The sequence below is a fragment of the Stenotrophomonas sp. 116085_Sma genome, assembly GCF_056479585.1.
Window position 1 is genome coordinate 818,789 of record NZ_CM151057.1, and the last position, 17,704, is coordinate 836,492.

Consider the following 17,704-nt stretch of genomic DNA (forward strand, 5'->3'; position numbering starts at 1 on the left):
ACACGCGAAGGCAGGAGGCCCGACCGTCCATGCCACCGACAAGCGGATACAACGAGGACACGGACATGGCGCATTTTGAACTGATCGAAAAGATGGCACCCAATGCGGTGATCAAGGTGGTTGGCGTGGGCGGCGGCGGCGGCAATGCCGTGGCGCACATGGTCAACTCGGCAGTGGATGGCGTGGAATTCATCACCGCCAACACCGACTCGCAGGCCATCAAGAATTGCGGTGCCAAGCTGCAGCTGCAGCTGGGTACCAACGTGACCAAGGGCCTGGGCGCAGGCGCGAACCCGGAAGTCGGCCGCCAGGCCGCGCTGGAAGACCGTGAGCGCATCATGGACGCCCTGCAGGGTGCGGACATGGTGTTCATCACCGCCGGCATGGGCGGCGGCACCGGCACCGGTGCTGCACCGGTGGTGGCGCAGCTGGCCAAGGAAATGGGCATCCTGACCGTGGCCGTGGTCACCAAGCCGTTCCCGTTCGAAGGCCGTCGCCGCATGCAGGTGGCGCTGAAGGGCATCGAGGAACTGAGCCAGCACTGCGACTCGCTGATCACCATCCCGAACGAGAAGCTGATCACCGTGCTGGGCCGCAACGCGACCATGATCCAGGCCTTCCGTGCCGCCAACGACGTGCTGCAGGGCGCCGTGCAGGGCATCGCCGACCTGATCGTGCGTCCGGGCCTGATCAACGTCGACTTCGCCGACGTGCGCACCGTCATGTCCGAAATGGGCCTGGCGATGATGGGTACCGGCACCGCCCGTGGCGATGACCGCGCCCAGGCCGCGGCCGAATCGGCCATCCAGAACCCGCTGCTGGACGATGTGAACCTGGCCGGTGCCAACGGCATCCTGGTCAACATCACCGCTGGCGCCGACTTCACCATGGCCGAGTTCGACGAGATCGGCCGCACCATCGACGGCTTTGCTTCGGAAGACGCCACCGTCGTGGTCGGCACCGTGCTCGACCCGGACATGCAGGACGAAGTGCGCGTGACCGTGGTTGCCACCGGCCTGAACCGCGTGTCGGCCAGCAAGACCCAGCGTCCGGGCGAACGTGCGCCGATCAAGCTGGTGCGCAACGCCACCACCGGCCAGCCGGAATTCGGCGACTTCGACAACGGCGGCGACGCCGTGTCCAAGGCCGTGGGCGGCATGGGCCTGGGCCTGCGTCGTGCCAGCAGCGACACCGCTTCCGCTTCTGCGCCGTCGGCTCCGGCCGCTTCGGCTCCGGCGGCCGCTGAACTGCCCAACGATTACCTGGACATCCCGGCGTTCCTGCGACGCCAGGCGGACTAAGCGGCCCGGGCCCGGGGTTGTCCTCCCCGGGTTGCGCCACCATGTCCTGAAAACGCGGGCGCCGGGCCAGGATGGGCCCGGCCGCCCCGCTTCATGTGCGTCCCATTGGCGCGCCGGTGTGTCCTGCCTGCCTTTCAGCCGGGGTAGGGGACCGTGCGTGTTAATCTAATGCGTCACTTCCGGTCCATCCCCCATGATCCAGCAACGCACCCTCAAGAACACGATCCGCGCCACTGGCGTTGGCCTGCACAGCGGTGACAAGGTCTACATGACCCTGCGCCCGGCACCGGTCAACCATGGCATCGTGTTCCGCCGCGTGGACCTGGACCCGGTCGTGGAAGTGCCCGCCAAGGCCGAGCTGGTCACCGAAGTGACCCTGTGCACCGGCCTGACCTGCAACGACGCCAAGATCCAGACCGTCGAACACCTGATGTCGGCACTGGCCGGCCTGGGTGTGGACAACATCATCGTCGAACTGTCTTCGGCCGAGCTGCCGATCATGGACGGTTCGGCCGGCCCGTTCGTGTTCCTGCTGCAGTCGGCGGGCATCGTGGAACAGGATGCGCCCAAGCGCTTCATCCGCGTGCTGAAGACCGTGGAAGTGACCGAGGGTGACAAGGTGGCCCGCTTCACCCCCTATGAGGGCTACAAGCTGGGCTTCACCATCCAGTTCGACCACCCGATGATCCCGGCCAAGCAGTCGCGCCAGGAAATCGAGTTCTCGACGCTGGCCTATACCAAGGAAATCTCCCGCGCGCGCACCTTCGGCTTCATGCGCGACCTGGAATACATGCGTGAGCGCAACCTGGGCCTGGGCGGTTCGATGGACAACGCCATCGTGCTGGACGAGTTCCGCGTGCTCAACGAAGACGGCCTGCGCTACGCCGACGAATTCGTGCGCCACAAGATCCTCGACGCGATCGGCGACCTCTATCTGGCCGGTGGCCAGGTGCTGGGCGCCTACGAGGGCTTCAAGTCCGGCCATGCGCTCAACAACAAGCTGGTGCGGGCACTGATGGCCGACGCCACCGCCTGGGAATGGGTCAGCTTCGACTCGCCGGCCACGCCGGATCCGGTCGAGTACGCCACGCCGGCCTACGCCTGATTCCTGCAGGCTGTTGAATTTAAAGACAAAAGCGCCGCCCGGAAGGGCGGCGTTGTCGTTTCCGCAACCCACATCGCATTCAGCATGCTTGACGGCCATCAAGGCCGGTTCGAGGTCACGGTTTTGTGAACCTGTTGGATCGGAAGCCTGAATTTAACGCGGTTTTAACAACAATCTAACGACAGGCCCCCGGATGGCAGCTAGGATGCGACCCGGCCCCCGAAATGTTTCACGCCGTGGTGACACGCGCGACGGGGAGCGGAGCCGGATGCTCCGTTGTCGTCAGGACCGCTTCTTCGGCTTCGAAGGAACGTCCTGCAGGCAAGCCAAGGCGTCGCGTAGCCCTTTGTGCGTGGCGGCTGAAACTGCGTGGGGGCCATTCCGGTTGTCGATCGCTGGGGAGCGTGAGGGAGTGGTGGACGCAGTCTTGATGGTCACCCTGGTGGCCTTCAGCCCGATGGAACGGGCCGCGTCGAGCAACTGGGCCTCGGCAAGCCGCAACTTGGCATGCCAGACCGGGGATTCGACGAGAAAAACGAGGTGTTCCCCGTCCACATTGGCCAGCCGGCAACGGCTGCGCAGAGGTGGCGGCAACTGGGGGCGCAACTGACGGTCCAGCGCGTCGAGCCACAAGGCACGCCGCAGCGGGTTCCCGCTTTTGTCCGCCATCACCGCATCCAGCGCCGGTTTCGGCACTGACGCGGGGCGAACGCTGGATTTCGGCTCAGACATGAAAACTCACTGATGGCATTCAAAAAGATCGTAATCAAAACGCGTGAAGGACAGGCCAAGTCGTCGCCGATCGCGCGTTTGCGGTTCTATTTCGAGGACCGCCCCCGTGCCCTGCTGGGCAGCGTGCTCGGGGTAGGCTGCATTATCGGCCTTGCTGGCGGCATTGGCGCCAGCGCGCTGAATGATTCCCGGCTGCAGGCCAAGGTCGAGCGCCAGGATGCGGAACTGGCCAAGGTCAAGCGCGATGCGCAGACCCAGGTCAACGCACTGGCGGCCCGCCTCGGCGAGCTGCAGGCGCAGGCCACCCGCCTGAACGCCCTGGGCGAACGGCTGACCCAGATGGGCAAGCTGGAAGACGGCGAATTCGACTTCAACGAGACCCCTGGCCTCGGTGATGGCGATGCCGGCGGCCCGACCAGCGACATCCCGGTCAAGGACGTCAACGCCGACTTACAGGTGCTGGAGCAGCGCTTCGCTGCTTCAGGCCGCCAGCTGTCGGTGATGGAATCGCTGATGTTCGACCACCAGCTGCAGCAGAACGCCGTGCCCTCGCGCATGCCGATCCGCAACAGCTACGTGACCTCCGGCTTCGGCACCCGCGCCGACCCGTTCGGCCGCGGTGCCGCCACCCACAAGGGCATGGACTTCCACGCCAGGGTCGGTGACCCGGTGATGGCCGTGGCCGAGGGCGTGGTCAGCTTCGCCGGTGTGAAGGGCGGCTACGGCAACGTGGTCGACGTCGACCACGGTAATGGCTACGTCACCCGCTACGCGCACAATTCGCGCCTGGTGGTGAAGGCCGGTGACCTGGTCCGTGCGGGCCAGGAAGTGGCCAAGGCCGGTTCCACCGGCCGTTCGACCGGCGCCCACGTGCACTTCGAGGTGTGGGAGAACGGCAACGTGGTCAACCCGCGCAAGTTCCTCGGCGACGGCGGCAACACGCCGGTCGGGCGCATCAGCCGCGGTTGATCCCAGGCCTGGGGTCAGAGCCCATTGGCCATGGCGAATGGGATCCGACCCCGATCCCGCACGGGGTCGGATCCCTTCCGCAGCGCGGAAGGGCTCTGACCCCATCGCCAAAGGGTTGAAACCTCAGCCGCCCGTCCCAAGCTACAATGGGTGTTGCCATCGACAGGGCGCCAGGCGCCCTGTTTCGTTTGCGGCGGACGGATCCCAAGGGGGAGGCCGGGCGTCGTGTCCATCCAACCCGGTTCCTTCAATGATCAACAGCCTGCTTACCCGCGTATTTGGCAGTCGTAACGAACGACAGCTGCGCCAGCTCAACCGCATCGTCGCCAAGATCAATGCGCTGGAGCCGGAGATCGAGAAGCTTTCCGACGAGCAGCTTCAGGCCAAGACGCCGGAGTTCAAGCAGCGCATCGCCGACGGTGAAGCCCTGGACAAGGTGCTGCCGGAAGCCTTCGCGGTCTGCCGCGAAGCCGGCCGCCGCGTGCTGGGCATGCGCCACTACGACGTGCAGCTGATCGGCGGCATGGTGCTTCACCTGGGCAAGATCGCAGAAATGCGCACCGGTGAAGGCAAGACCCTGGTGGCGACCCTGCCGGTGTACCTCAACGCGCTGGAAGGCAAGGGCGTGCATGTGGTCACCGTGAACGACTACCTGGCCCGCCGCGACGCCGCGCAGATGGGCAAGCTGTACAACTGGCTGGGCCTGAGCGTGGGCGTGGTGTACCCGGGCATGCCGCACAGCGACAAGCGCGAAGCCTATGCCGCCGACATCACCTACGGCACCAACAACGAATTCGGTTTCGACTACCTGCGCGACAACATGGCGCTGTCCAAGGCCGACCGCTACCAGCGCGGCCTGCACTACGCCATCGTCGACGAAGTCGACTCCATCCTGATCGACGAAGCGCGTACTCCGCTGATCATCTCCGGCCCGGCCGATGACTCCCCGGAGCTGTACATCCGTGTGAACCGCGTCGTGCCGAACCTGGTCAAGCAGGAAGCGGAAGACGGCGAAGGCGACTTCTGGGTCGACGAGAAGGGCAAGCAGGTGCACCTGTCCGAAGCAGGCATGGAGCACGCCGAGCAGCTGCTGGTCGAAGCCGGCATCCTCGATGGCGAGACCGAAGGCCTGTACGCGGCGCAGAACCTGACCGTCGTGCACCACCTCAATGCCGCGCTGCGCGCGCACGCCATCTACCAGCGTGACGTGGACTACATCGTGCGCGACGGCGAAGTGGTCATCGTCGACGAATTCACCGGCCGTACCCTGGCCGGCCGCCGCTGGTCCGACGGCCTGCACCAGGCGGTGGAAGCGAAGGAAGGCGTGCCGGTCCAGCGCGAGAACCAGACGCTGGCCAGCATCACCTTCCAGAACCTGTTCCGCATGTACAAGAAGCTGTCCGGCATGACCGGTACGGCCGATACCGAAGCGTTCGAATTCCAGAGCATCTACGGCCTGGAAGTGGTGGTGATCCCGACCAACCGCCCGACCATCCGCAAGGACAGCCCGGACCAGGTCTTCCTCAACCGCAAGGGCAAGTTCAACGCGGTGCTGGCCGACATCGAAGAGTGCGCCAAGCGCGGCCAGCCGGTGCTGGTGGGTACCACCTCGATCGAAACCTCGGAAATGCTGTCCGAGCACCTGAGCAAGGCCGGCGTGAAGCACGAGGTGCTCAACGCCAAGCAGCACGACCGCGAAGCGACCATTGTCGCCAATGCCGGTCGTCCGGCCGCCGTGACCATCGCCACCAACATGGCCGGTCGTGGTACCGACATCGTGCTGGGTGGTTCGCTGGAAGCCGAGATCCACGCCCTGGGCGAGGACGCGACCGACGAGCAGAAGGCCGCGGTCAAGGCCGAATGGCAGAAGCGCCACGATGCGGTGAAGGCTGCTGGCGGCCTGCACATCGTCGGTACCGAGCGCCACGAGTCGCGCCGTATCGACAACCAGCTGCGTGGCCGTTCGGGCCGCCAGGGTGACCCGGGTTCGTCGCGCTTCTACCTGTCGCTGGAAGACAACCTGATGCGCATCTTCGCCTCCGACTGGGTGCAGAAGGCCATGCGCATGATGGGCATGAAGGAAGACGACGTCATCGAGGACCGCCTGGTCAGCCGCCAGATCGAAAAGGCGCAGCGCAAGGTCGAGGCCCACAACTTCGACATCCGCAAGAACCTGCTGGACTTCGACGACGTCAACAATGACCAGCGCAAGGTGATCTACGCCCAGCGCGACGAGCTGCTGGATGCCGAGTCGGTGAAGGCCAACGTCGATGGCATCCGCGATGACGTGATCTTCGATGTGGTCGCCCGCTTCGTGCCGCCGAACTCGATCGACGAGCAGTGGGACCTGCGCGGCCTGGAAGCGACCCTGGAGTCGGACTTCGGCCTGCAGATGTCGCTGACCGGCCTGGTCAAGGAACACGAGGAACTGGACGCCGAGGCGATTGCCGCCAAGGTGCAGGAACGCGTGAACCAGCACTTCGCCGAGAAGGAAGCCGGCGTGGGCGAAGAGACCATGCGTGCGCTGGAGAAGCACGTGATGCTGACCGTGCTGGACCAGAGCTGGAAGGAGCACCTGGCCCGCATGGATTACCTGCGCCAGGGTATCTACCTGCGTGGTTATGCGCAGAAGCAGCCGAAGCAGGAATACAAGAAGGAAGCCTTCGAGCTGTTCTCGGACATGCTGGAAAACGTCAAGCGCGAAGTGGTGACCCTGCTGTCGCGCGTGCGCATCCGCAGCGACGAGGAAGTGCAGGCGCTGGAAGCGGCCGAGCGCCAGCAGGTGGAAGCCCGCCTGCGCCAGTCGCAGTTCCAGCACCAGGACATGGGTGGCTACAGCGCCGACGAGGAAGCCGCGCAGGTACAGGCCGCCCAGCAGGGCGTGGCGCAGCTGCAGCGCGACGAGCCGAAGATCGGCCGCAATGATCCGTGCCCGTGCGGCAGTGGCAAGAAGTACAAGCACTGCCACGGCCAGCTGAGCTGATCCCGAAGAGCCCCGCGAAAGCGGGGCTTTTCTTTTGCGGCGCATGATCCTGGCCAGATCCGAGATTGCGCGGGCCGCCCTGTTCTGGGCATGCTTCCCCCATGCCTTCCCCCACCCGATCGATCCATGTCGTGGCCGCCGTCATCACCGACGCGCGTGGCCGCGTGCTGCTCAACCGCCGAACCGAGAACCGCGACATGGCCGGCCTGTGGGAGTTCCCGGGCGGCAAGCGCGAATCCGGGGAGACCTCCGAACAGGCGCTGGTGCGCGAGCTGCGCGAAGAACTGGGCATCGAGGCCGATGTCGGCGAGTGGCTGATGGACGTGCCGCAGCGCTACCCGGACAAGCACCTGACCCTGGAAGTGCGCCATGTGCGCAGCTGGAAGGGCACGCCACGCGGGCGCGAGGGCCAGGCGATCACCTGGGTGGCACCGGACAAGCTGGGCCGCTATTCGATGCCGCCGGCTGATCTGCCGGTGGTGGCCGCCCTGCGCCAGCCCGACCGCTACCTGATCACCCCGGCGCCTGCCGACAATGATGGCGGCGTGCAGCACTGGCATGAGCAGCTGCAGCGTGCGGTAGCGGGTGGCCAGCAGCGCATCCAGCTGCGCCTGCCGCCGGCGCATCCGCAGCGGCAGGCGATGGTCGAGCAGGCTGTGCGTGTGCATCGCCGCAGCGGCGTGCAGTGGCTGCTCAACCGCGATATCGAACTGGCGCGTGCGTTGGGCGTGGGCGTACACCTGGGCAGCGAACAGCTGCTGGAACTGTCGCAGCGTCCACTCCCCGGTGGCCAGCTGGTGGCCGCATCCTGCCACGACCTGCAGCAGCTGCAGGCCGCACAGCAGCTGGGCTGCGACTTCGCGGTGCTTGGCCCGGTGCAGGCCACCGCCAGCCATCCCGATGCCTCGCCGCTGGGTTGGGATGCCTTTGCCGAACTGCGCGCGCAGGTATCGCTGCCGATCTACGCCCTGGGCGGCATGGGCAGCGGCCACATCACCGAAGCACGTCGCCACGGCGCGCAGGGCATCGCCGCCATTCGTGGGTTGTGGCCGGCGTGAACCGGCACGCGGGGTCGGATCCCTGCGCAGCAGGGCTCTGACCCCATCGCGGCAATCCGGGGTCAGAGCCCTTTCCACTGGAAAGGGATCCGACCCCTCCCGATCACAACGTGATCCAGAAACACCCGTACTGCCGCCGCAATCCCAGCACCGTCGAGGCGCGCGCAACGCTGCCCGGCAACGTCTGCTCCAGGCGCAGGCCGACCGGATGCCGCGCGGCCGGCGGCTCAGGGTCGGACCCCTGCGCAGCAGGGCTCTGACCCTCCTCCGGCACTGCGATCTGGTCCTGCCGCGGATACACCGGCACCACGTCCACCAGCGGCCGCCGTGCCAGCGATTCCAGTTGGCCGAGAATGCGCTGCGCCCCCGCGTCGGACACCGCACCCCACAGGTACAGCGAAGAGAGCCGGTTCACATCGTTGCTGAGGATGCCGTTGCGCAATGCGTCCACGAGCTCGCTCAGCCGGCGTGGGCAGCGCGCACCCAATGTGTCGCGCGGTGCGGTGTTGCCGGTGGGGGCGGGCGGCGGCAGCCGTGACCGTGCGCCCACGCTGTCACAGGGGCGGTCGGTGTAGACGCTCTGGCCCTGCACATCGGTGCAGCGGTTCAGGCGCGGGGACTGCGCATGGGCAACAGGGGCCATCGCGCACAGCGGCAACAGCACCAGCAGGAGGGAAAGGCGGATCATCCAGAAAGGGTAGCGCTGATCAGGTCCGCATGGCGTGCTTTCAGCCCCGCAGCAGTTTCAGCACTGAAGTGGTCGGCTTGGCCAAGTTCAAGGTGTAGAAATGCAGGCCGGGTGCGCCGCCTTCGATCAGGCGCTGGCACAGCCGGGCCACCACTTCGGTGCCGAATGCACGCACCGATTCGGCGTCATCGCCGTAGGCCTGCATCTTGCGGCTGATCCAGCGCGGAATTTCCGCGCCGCACTGTTCGGAGAAGCGGCGCAGCTGGCTGAAGTTGGCGATCGGCATGATGCCCGGCGTGATCGGCACCTGCACGCCGAGCCGGCGCACTTCATCGACGAAGTGGAAGTAGGCATCCGGGTTGAAGAAGTACTGGGTGATCGCCGCATCGGCACCGGCATCGATCTTGGCTTTGAAGTGCTTCAGGTCGGCCAGCGCATCGCTCGCCTGCGGGTGCGTCTCCGGATACGCGCCCACTTCGATGTGGAACGCATCGCCGTGCTCGGCGCGGATGAAGGCGATCAGCTCGGCGGCATAACGCATGTCGCCGGGGAAGCCCATGCCCGAGGGCAGGTCACCGCGCAGCGCGACCAGGCGGCGGCAGCCGATGGCGCGGTACAGCTTGAGCAGCTCGCGGATTTCCTGGCGGGTGCCGCCGACACAGGACAGGTGCGGCGCGGCATCGAAGCCGTGATGCTGGTTGAGGTGGCGCACGGTCTCGGAGGTATAGCTCAGGGTTGAGCCACCGGCGCCGAAGGTACACGACACGTATTGGGGATCGTAGTCCTTCAACTTGGCCGCGGCACGGTCCAGCTGGCTGCGCTGTTCGTCGGTCTTGGGCGGATAGAACTCGAAGCTGATGGCGGTCATGGCGCGGGCGGCGGCGGTTGGTGCGGAGCAGTATATCTCTTCATCAAGATGGATGTTTGAAGATCGTGTGAGGGCCCGCCATCCCCAGCCTGCGACCGTTCGCCCCGCCGTCCGGCCGCTGCTCCGAAATCGCAACCGGTATGTGTCGGCCGGGCCCACGCTGCTCCCATCCCGGCAACACCGACCCGATGAAGGAGCAGACGATGAAGATCTTCCTGGCACTATGGTACGCAATGAAGGCGCTGGCCCGGTTGGCGATGATCGGCATGGCGATGGCCGTGCTTGGCTCCGGTTCGGCCCATGCGGCGGCCGCCACAGGCACCGGCAAGGTGCAGGTCGAGGTGGTCGGCAAGGGCCGTCCGCTGCTGATGATTCCCGGTCTCAACAGCAGCGCCGAGGTCTGGCGCGAGACCTGCCTGGCGCTGAAGGACGTGCAGTGCCATCTGGCGCAGCTGCCGGGCTTTGCCGGCGCTACGCCCGCCGACCCGCGCCCGGCCGACTTCCTGCCGGCGATGCGTGGGCAGCTGCTGGCCTACCTGCATGACCGGCAGCTGGGCCCGGTGGTGGTGGTCGGGCACAGCCTGGGCGGCCTGCTGGGCCTGCAGATGGCGCAGCAGGCCGCCCAGCCGAAGGCGGTCAGCGCCCTGGTGGTGGTTGATGCATTGCCGTTCCTACCGGCGGCGCGCGACCCGAACGCCACCGCGAACAGCGTGCGGCCGATGGCCGACCAGCTGCGCAAGGGCATGCTCGCCGCCGACGCCGCGCAATGGCAGGCACAGTTGAAGGCGGGCCTGCCGGGCATGACCCGCGATCCGCAGCGGCAGGCCGAGCTGGGCGGCTGGGGCGAGAGCAGTGATCGCCAGACCACCGCCGACGCCATGCACGCGGTGATGACCACCGACCTGCGTGACAGCATCGCCTCGATCAGCGCGCCGACGCTGGTGCTGGGCAGCTGGGCCGGCTACCAGCCGATGGGGGGTACCGAGGAAAGCACCCGCGCCGTATTCCAGGCCCAGTACGCGAAACTGCAGGGCGTGCAGGTCGCGATGAGCGCGCAGGGGTTCCACTTCCTGATGTGGGATGATCCGCGCTGGCTGCAGGAGCAGGTGCAGGCCTTCCTCGACCGCCACCCCTGAGTTTCAACACGTCTCGGAATGGACATGCGGGATTCCTCTTCGTCGGTACGCTTCTGGCTGCTCAATGCACTGGTGTGGGCGCTCTACGGCGCTGCGGGCCTTGGCTTGCGGCATGCCTATCTCGCCGACGCCGGAAGTGCCGGTGTACTGATCACGGTCGGCCTGGCGGTGACCCTGTTCGGGTGCAGCGGCGGCATCCGCGCCTTGGCCCTGCGCGCCGGCTGGTGGTCGCGCGGTACCGTCGGGTTGCTGCTGCGACTGGCGCTGTCAGTGGCCGTGGGGGCCGCGCTGGCGCAGGCGTTGGTGAACATCGCGCTGCACGCAGCGCTGGCTTGGGGATGGGTAGGCATCGGGCGCCAGGTGGCCGACTTCAGCCCCAAGGCGCTGCTGCTCTACTGGTACACCACGGCGGTGATGCTGGCACTGTGGACCGCACTCTGGGCGAGCCTGCACAGCCTTCGCCGCATTCGCGGTGCCGAACTGGCGCGCCTGCGTGCCGAAGCCGAACGCAGTGCGCTGGAACGTGATGCGCTGCGTGCGCGGCTCAATCCGCACTTCATGTTCAATGCGCTGAACAATCTGCGCGCGCTGATCCTGGAGGATCCCGAACGCGCGCGCGACATGGTCACGCGGTTGTCGCGGACGCTGCGCCAGGCGCTGGCGCACAATCGCAGCGAGCAGGTCACGCTGGCCGAAGAACTGGCGGTGGTGGATGACTATCTGGCGATCGAGGGCATCCACTTCGAGCAGCGCCTGCAGGTAGCTCGGCACATCGATGCCGACGCCCTGCAGGCGCAGTTGCCGGCGATGGCGCTGCAGTTGCTGGTGGAAAATGCGATCAAGCACGGCATCGCCAGTCGTCCCGGCGGTGGCGGGATAGAGATCCGGGCCACGTTGGACGACGACGTGTTGCGCCTTCAGGTGGACAACCCGCTGGGCAACGCCAGCGAGCCCACCCACGGGCATGGTGTGGGTCTGGCCTATCTGCGTGCGCAGCTCGGTTCGCGTGGCCGTTTCACCCTGCAGCCGGTCGGCGACCGCATGCAGGCCCTGCTGGAGATTCCGCAATGAGTCGCGTACTGCGCGTGTTGATCGTCGATGATGCACGGTTGGCGCGGCAGGAGCTTCGCACGCTGTTGTCGGCGTTGCCCTGGGTGCAGTGCGTGGGCGAAGCCGACGATGTGCCCGCCGCGCGCGAGGCGATCGCCACGCTGGCGCCGGACCTGGTGCTGCTGGACGTGCAGATGCCCTCCGGCAGCGGTTTCGATGTGCTGGACGGTCTGGAAACGGTGCCGGCGGTGGTGTTCGTCACCGCCTACGACACCTATGCCGTGCGCGCGTTCCAGGCCAACGCGCTGGACTACCTGGTGAAGCCGGTGGAGGCGCCGCGGTTGCTCGAGGCGCTGGAGCGGGCACGTCAGCGCGAAGTGGCTTCAGCCGAGGCGCCAGAGTCGCGCGGCACGCTGGGCGCGCAGGACCAGGTGTTCGTGCGCGAGGGCGAACGCTGCTGGTTCGTCGCGGTCTCTGAGATCCGCCGGCTGGTGGTGGATGGCAACTACACGCGGCTGTGGTTCCGTGACCAGAACGCCTTGCTGCCCCGCAGCCTGAGCGCGCTGGAAGCACGCCTGCCGCAGGATCTGTTCTTCCGTGCCAACCGCAACACCCTGGTCAACCTGCGCCGCATCCGTGGCGTGACGCCAAGCATTGCCGATGGCTACGACCTGACGCTGGACGACGGCAGTGAAGTGGACGTGTCGCGGCGGCAGGCGCGGGAACTGCGCGAGCGGATGGCGTTGTAGCGGTCGCTACAGCTCGGCGCTGACCGGGCTGGTGAGGAAGCCCCACAGCAGGCGTGCCATCATTGCTGGAGAACGCGCCTGCGAACGCGCATACACCAGCAACGCATCCAGCCGCGGGCGGTCGTAGAGATGGCCGGCCAGCAGCACCGCGTGGATGCGACGGGTGTTTGCGCTGTCCTGCAGCGGGTCGCCATCGAGGAGGACCAGATCGGCGGCCTTGCCGACCTCGACGCTGCCATGTGATGCCTGCAGCTGCAGATGGCGCGCGGCCTGCAGCGTGGCGGCACGCAGTACGTCGGCCCGGCTCATGCCGGCATGCCGCAGCCACTGCAGTTCATCGTGGTAGCGGAAGCCGCCCAGTCCGGTATCGGTGCCGACCAGCACGGTGACGCCGGCACGATGCGCGGCGCCGGTGAGCGCCAAGCCATGCGCGAAGTAGGCCTTCAGCGCGTCTTCGCCGCGCAACCCGGGGTAGCGACTTGCGGTTGCCTCCAGGTCGTCACGCCAGGCCCAGCGTGACAGTGGATCCAGGTAGGCCAGGCGTGGATCGTTGATGAAGGCGGGATCGCGTGCGCGCGCATCCTCCTCCCGGGTGACATGGGTCGGCACGAATGCTGCGCCGCTGGCCTGCATCAGGCCGAACGCTTCGTCGCAGAGCGCGGGCTGATGACCACTGACCATCCGTTCGGCCAGAGCGGTCGGGTCGTCGCCGTCGAGGGTGCCACCACGCCAGGCGGCTGCATGGTCGAAGCAATGCCGCACGAACAGATGGGCATGTTCGAAGCTGCGCTGGCCTGCCTGTACCGCGTCTTCCAGAGGCACCGCCCTTGGCAGGTGACCAACCAGTGGACGGTGAAGCTGCCGTGCTTCGGTGGCCAGCCGCTGGTAGGTATCCGCACGCAGCCGGTTGTAGACCTTCAGCGCGTGGACACCACGCGCGCTGTACGTGCGTGCCCGCAACGCGGCAGCCTCCGGCGAGAGCGACGGGTCCTCGAAATAGAAGCTGGCGACCTGTACGAAGCGTGGTGCGGCCTGTTGCCCTGCGATGGCCTGCCCGGTCCAGCGGCGCTTGTCGGCCACGCAGGCGATCAGCGGGTCGGTAGCCTGCGGGCAGTCCATCATGTCGCGGGTGCCGGTAATGCCATTGGCCAGCATCAGCGGGAACTGCAGTTGCGGTGACAGCTGCAGTGCATGGGTATGCATGTCCCAGAAGCCCGGCACCAGCCAGCGGCCGCCGGCATCGAGGATAGGCAGCGTCGTGTCGTGTGCATCATTGCCGATGGCGGTGATGATGCCGTTGCGCAGGGTGACGCTGGTCGGCTCGCCGGCAATGCCGTTGTGCACGTCCACCACCCGTACGTTGACGATCACGCGGCTGTTGCCGGGTTCGGGTAGCGGCGGTGCCGACAGTGGCCAGAGCAGGGCAGAGGCGAACAGCAATGGCGGCGCCGGCAGGAGGATGGCCAGTACGATCGGCCACCGCCGACGGCGGGCGGAACGGGGCAACGCGCGTGCTGCATCCATGAGCCGGCGATCCTTGTAATGGGTCGTCCGCAGGGTGCTGCAAGCTGGACGCGGGCGCCAGTGACCATCGGCATCCGGCCCGGCCTGCCTCCGTGGCGGTTACCCTGTGCGGTGGAACCCCTGATCACGCCCTGCCATGTCCATCGTCCTCACCGACTTCGCCCGTCCCCGCCTGTTCCCGCGCGTGCCGCGCGGCAACACCATCCAGGACTGCACTGCCGAGCAGTTCGAAGCCCACCTCAACGCGCATGCGCCGCTGAAGGTGCTCGATGGCTACGCACCCTTCTGCAAGCTGTTCGTCTACGAGAACTGGACCAGCACGCGCTGCCTGACGGTGCCGATCACTGAGGCCAACCGCCACCAGCTGCGCAGTGGCTACGAGGCGCGCAATCGTGACGAGCTGCCGGTGCTGGTGCGCTGGTTCGAAGGCGTGGAGTCCCCGCGTGCAAACTATCTGGTGGTGATCCTGTACAGCGCCGAGCAGCTGGCGAAGGAAGGTTCACCGATCGAAGCCGACTGGGGTATTGTCGGCTGCATCTACACCGCGGAACCGGAAGAAGTGCCGATGGCGCCGATCACGATGATGCGCAATGCGCTGGGGGTGGAGGAGGGCGGATCCGGCGTGCCGCTGGACCGCGAGGCCTACCGGCGCTCGGTCGCGTTCTGGGAGAGCAACGCCAACTGGCGGCCGTGATTGCGGGGGATGCACATCCACGCGGAGGGTCAGTAGAGCCACGCCATGCGTGGCTGCTTCACCGGCCGCTGGTCTTCCACTCCCACCACGGGTAGTGATACTCGCGGTCGATGGCCTGCCAGTGCTGGCCGCACTGGGTGCAGGCAACGGTATGGCAATCGCCCCAACCATCCTCGGCCTCCTGCAACGAGATCAGCTGCACCTGCCCTTGTTCGATCAGGCGACGCGGATCGAAGAACGGGTAGCCGGGATTGAGCACACACAGGCAGCCCTCGCGTGCCTGCCAGTAGCGCAATCGTTGCAGCGCGGCCTTGAGGTGGGCCTGGTTGCTGATCAGCATGCCGCCGAGCGCGATGCCTTGGCAGTGCTGTTCGATCAGGTCCGTATGCGCGGCCAATGCATCCAGCGAGGACGCGGTGAACAGCCGTGCGACCGTACGGGCGGCATCGGTGATGCGCTTGCCGTCGCGCGACAGCAGGTCCTGCAGCAACACGTCAGCCTGGGCATCCTCAAGCCGGAGCGACGGCGTTGCGGACCACGGCCAGCGCATCAACGCACCTTTCCGATTGCCGCGTAGTGGCCGGCGGTCAGCCGCAGCAGATCGGTGGGTGCCAGTTCGACTTCCAACCCACGGCGTCCGGCGCTGACATGCAGTGCGGGCAGCGCTTCGGCACTGGCATCCAGGAACGTGCGCAGGCGCTTCTTCTGCCCGAGTGGGCTGATGCCACCGACCAGGTAACCGGTCGCGCGCTGTGCGGCATCGGCGGCGGCCATCTCGCACTTCTTGCAGCCGGCCGCTTCGGCCAATGCCTTCAGGTCCAGCTGACCGGCTACCGGCACGATCGCCACCAGCAGTTCGTGCGCCTCGGTGCTGGCCAGCAGGGTCTTGAACACCTGGGCCGGGTCGAGGCCGAGCTTGTCGACGGCTTCGCCGCCATACGATTCGGCGTGGGCGTCGTGCACATAGCTGCGCACGGTGTGGGCGATCTTCTCGCGCTTGAGGAGGTTGATGGCCGGGGTCATGGGGGCATCGTAGCGCGTGCGGAACGCGGTGCCTTGACCGAGGCTACTGGGTGGATGGGTGATATGCGGTGGCACGCCAACGCAGAACGGGCGCCCGAAGGCGCCCGTTCCGTGTGCATCCGTTGCTGGGGTCAGAGCCCTTTCCTGCTGAAAGGGATCCGACCCCGGCACGATCAGTAGCGGTAGTGGTCCGGCTTGAACGGGCCTTCCACCGGCACGCCGATGTAGTCGGCCTGTTCCTGGCTCAGGGTGGTCAGCTTCACGCCGATCTTTTCCAGGTGCAGGCGGGCCACTTCTTCGTCCAGCTTCTTCGGCAGCAGGTAGACCTTCTTCTCGTAGCTGTCCTTGTTCGCCCACAGGTCGATCTGTGCCAGGGTCTGGTTGGCGAAGCTGTTGGACATCACGAAGCTCGGGTGGCCGGTGGCGCAGCCCAGGTTCACCAGGCGGCCTTCGGCCAGCAGGAAGATCGCATTGCCGTTCGGGAAGATGTACTTGTCCACCTGCGGCTTGATGTTGACGTGCTTGATGCCGGTGAACGACACCAGCGCATCGACCTGGATCTCGTTGTCGAAGTGGCCGATGTTGCAGACGATGGCCTGGTCCTTCATCGCGCTGAGGTGCTCGATGCGGATGATGTCCTTGTTGCCGGTGGTGGTGACGTACAGGTCGGCACGGCCCAGGGTCGATTCGATGGTGTTGACTTCATAGCCTTCCATCGCCGCCTGCAGGGCGCAGATCGGGTCGATCTCGGTGACGATCACGCGCGCGCCATAGGCACGCAGCGAGGCGGCGCAGCCCTTGCCCACGTCACCGTAGCCGCAGACCACGGCCACCTTGCCGGCCAGCATCACGTCCATCGCGCGCTTCAGGCCGTCGGCCAGCGACTCGCGGCAGCCGTACAGGTTGTCGAACTTGCTCTTGGTGACCGAGTCGTTGACGTTGATCGCCGGGATCAGCAGGGTGCCGGCCTGGGCCAGCTGGTACAGGCGGTGCACGCCGGTGGTGGTCTCTTCGGAGACGCCCTTCCAGTCCTTGACCACGCGGCCCCAGTAACCCGGGCGTTCCTTGGCGACGCGCTTGAGCAGGTTCTTGATGACCTGTTCTTCGTGCGAGGACGATGCGGTGTTGACCCAGTCGCTGCCGTTTTCCAGCTCGTAGCCCTTGTGGATCAGCAGGGTCACGTCACCGCCGTCGTCGACCACCAGCTCCGGGCCGGTCAGGGTGCCGTCGGCCAGGGTGAAGGTCAGCGCGTCCAGGGTGCAGTCCCAGTACTCTTCCAGGGTCTCGCCCTTCCAGGCGAAAACCGGCGTGCCGGTGGCGGCGATGGCCGCGGCAGCGTGGTCCTGGGTCGAGAAGATGTTGCACGAGGCCCAGCGCACGTCGGCGCCGATGTCCTTCAGGGTCTCGATCAGCACGGCGGTCTGGATGGTCATGTGCAGCGAGCCGGTCACGCGCACGCCCTTCAGCGGCAGGCTGGCGGCGTGCTTGCGACGGATCGACATCAGGCCCGGCATTTCGTGCTCGGCGATGTCCAGTTCCTTGCGGCCCCAGTCGGCCAGCGTGATGTCGCGGATCTTGTAATCACCTTCGGTGGAGAAGGTCTTGGCAACAGCGTTCATTCGTGTGCTCCGGTTGTGGGCGAGCGGATGCTCGCATCTAGCCGGGCGCCGTTGTTACAAAGCCACCTTACCGAGCCTGGCCGGGCCTCGTGGGATCCGGTCGCAGCGCCCCTCGGCAGGGGAGAACCCCCATTATATCGCGGCCCCGCCATGACATCGGAACGACCCAACCATCGGCAGATGGGATCGCGTGCACAGGCTGTTA

At 66.5% G+C, this 17,704-nt stretch carries 16 protein-coding genes and 1 riboswitch; of the genes, 9 read left to right on the forward strand and 7 right to left on the reverse strand.

Features of this window, described 5'->3' with window-relative positions:
* Positions 1-65: 65 nt before the first annotated feature.
* On the forward strand, positions 66-1,301 hold the full coding sequence (gene ftsZ, locus ACZK0Z_RS03665) for a cell division protein FtsZ (RefSeq protein WP_049428898.1): 1,236 nt from the start codon (positions 66-68) through the stop codon (positions 1,299-1,301).
* A gap of 193 nt (positions 1,302-1,494) precedes the next feature.
* The gene (gene lpxC, locus ACZK0Z_RS03670; RefSeq protein ID WP_004143722.1) at positions 1,495-2,406 is read left to right on the forward strand and encodes a UDP-3-O-acyl-N-acetylglucosamine deacetylase; all 912 of its coding nucleotides are present in this window, start codon (positions 1,495-1,497) and stop codon (positions 2,404-2,406) included.
* 282 nt (positions 2,407-2,688) lie between these two features.
* On the opposite strand, the gene ACZK0Z_RS03675 is transcribed toward lpxC, so the two are convergent.
* On the reverse strand, positions 2,689-3,138 hold the full coding sequence (locus ACZK0Z_RS03675) for a DciA family protein (RefSeq protein WP_032956682.1): 450 nt from the start codon (positions 3,136-3,138) through the stop codon (positions 2,689-2,691).
* Positions 3,139-3,150: 12 nt separating this feature from the next.
* On the opposite strand from ACZK0Z_RS03675, the gene ACZK0Z_RS03680 reads away from it, so the two are divergent.
* From ACZK0Z_RS03680 to ACZK0Z_RS03690, 3 genes are all read left to right on the forward strand, one after another.
* On the forward strand, positions 3,151-4,107 hold the full coding sequence (locus tag ACZK0Z_RS03680) for a M23 family metallopeptidase (RefSeq protein WP_049428897.1): 957 nt from the start codon (positions 3,151-3,153) through the stop codon (positions 4,105-4,107).
* Between the two features lie 250 nt (positions 4,108-4,357).
* A complete protein-coding gene (gene secA, locus ACZK0Z_RS03685) occupies positions 4,358-7,090 on the forward strand; it encodes a preprotein translocase subunit SecA (protein WP_049428896.1) in 2,733 nt (910 codons plus the stop codon).
* A 101-nt stretch (positions 7,091-7,191) separates the two neighbouring features.
* Positions 7,192-8,148 (forward strand): Nudix family hydrolase, encoded by a 957-nt coding sequence (locus ACZK0Z_RS03690; RefSeq protein ID WP_049428895.1) that lies wholly within the window; start codon positions 7,192-7,194, stop codon positions 8,146-8,148.
* A 103-nt stretch (positions 8,149-8,251) separates the two neighbouring features.
* On the opposite strand, the gene ACZK0Z_RS03695 is transcribed toward ACZK0Z_RS03690, so the two are convergent.
* Together ACZK0Z_RS03695 and metF are read right to left on the reverse strand one after the other, a co-directional pair.
* Complete coding sequence (locus ACZK0Z_RS03695; RefSeq protein WP_049428894.1) at positions 8,252-8,836, reverse strand: DUF4124 domain-containing protein; 585 nt, start codon at positions 8,834-8,836, stop codon at positions 8,252-8,254.
* Positions 8,837-8,876: 40 nt separating this feature from the next.
* Positions 8,877-9,704, reverse strand: a complete 828-nt coding sequence (metF, locus tag ACZK0Z_RS03700; protein WP_049428893.1) for a methylenetetrahydrofolate reductase [NAD(P)H] — start codon at positions 9,702-9,704, stop codon at positions 8,877-8,879.
* 203 nt (positions 9,705-9,907) lie between these two features.
* Here metF and ACZK0Z_RS03705 point away from each other — a divergent pair, with 203 nt between their 5' ends.
* Genes ACZK0Z_RS03705 through ACZK0Z_RS03715 form a run of 3 tightly spaced genes read left to right on the forward strand, consistent with a single transcriptional unit; the run spans position 9,908 to position 12,639 of the window.
* Positions 9,908-10,840, forward strand: a complete 933-nt coding sequence (locus ACZK0Z_RS03705) for an alpha/beta fold hydrolase (protein ID WP_197632432.1) — start codon at positions 9,908-9,910, stop codon at positions 10,838-10,840.
* A gap of 24 nt (positions 10,841-10,864) precedes the next feature.
* Positions 10,865-11,911, forward strand: coding sequence for a sensor histidine kinase (locus ACZK0Z_RS03710; protein ID WP_049428921.1), 1,047 nt, complete (start codon positions 10,865-10,867; stop codon positions 11,909-11,911).
* On the forward strand, positions 11,908-12,639 hold the full coding sequence (locus ACZK0Z_RS03715) for a response regulator (protein WP_197632431.1): 732 nt from the start codon (positions 11,908-11,910) through the stop codon (positions 12,637-12,639). The genes ACZK0Z_RS03710 and ACZK0Z_RS03715 overlap by 4 nt, the downstream gene beginning before the upstream one ends.
* A gap of 6 nt (positions 12,640-12,645) precedes the next feature.
* Here the strand turns inward: ACZK0Z_RS03715 and ACZK0Z_RS03720 are convergent, their stop codons facing one another.
* The gene (locus tag ACZK0Z_RS03720) at positions 12,646-14,163 is read right to left on the reverse strand and encodes an amidohydrolase family protein (RefSeq protein ID WP_197632430.1); all 1,518 of its coding nucleotides are present in this window, start codon (positions 14,161-14,163) and stop codon (positions 12,646-12,648) included.
* A 136-nt stretch (positions 14,164-14,299) separates the two neighbouring features.
* On the opposite strand from ACZK0Z_RS03720, the gene ACZK0Z_RS03725 reads away from it, so the two are divergent.
* Positions 14,300-14,857, forward strand: a complete 558-nt coding sequence (locus ACZK0Z_RS03725) for a DUF3228 family protein (RefSeq protein WP_100443767.1) — start codon at positions 14,300-14,302, stop codon at positions 14,855-14,857.
* Between the two features lie 58 nt (positions 14,858-14,915).
* Here the strand turns inward: ACZK0Z_RS03725 and ACZK0Z_RS03730 are convergent, their stop codons facing one another.
* From ACZK0Z_RS03730 to ahcY, 3 genes are all read right to left on the reverse strand, one after another.
* Positions 14,916-15,407: a hypothetical protein gene (locus tag ACZK0Z_RS03730; protein ID WP_049428888.1), complete on the reverse strand. Its 492-nt coding sequence runs from the start codon at positions 15,405-15,407 to the stop codon at positions 14,916-14,918.
* The gene (ybaK, locus tag ACZK0Z_RS03735; protein WP_049428887.1) at positions 15,407-15,880 is read right to left on the reverse strand and encodes a Cys-tRNA(Pro) deacylase; all 474 of its coding nucleotides are present in this window, start codon (positions 15,878-15,880) and stop codon (positions 15,407-15,409) included. Before ybaK ends, ACZK0Z_RS03730 begins: the two co-directional genes overlap by 1 nt.
* A 173-nt stretch (positions 15,881-16,053) precedes the next feature.
* A complete protein-coding gene (ahcY, locus tag ACZK0Z_RS03740; protein ID WP_197632428.1) occupies positions 16,054-17,499 on the reverse strand; it encodes an adenosylhomocysteinase in 1,446 nt (481 codons plus the stop codon).
* Between the two features lie 36 nt (positions 17,500-17,535).
* A riboswitch (S-adenosyl-L-homocysteine riboswitch) is annotated at positions 17,536-17,619 on the reverse strand.
* Between the last annotated feature and the right edge of the window lie 85 nt (positions 17,620-17,704).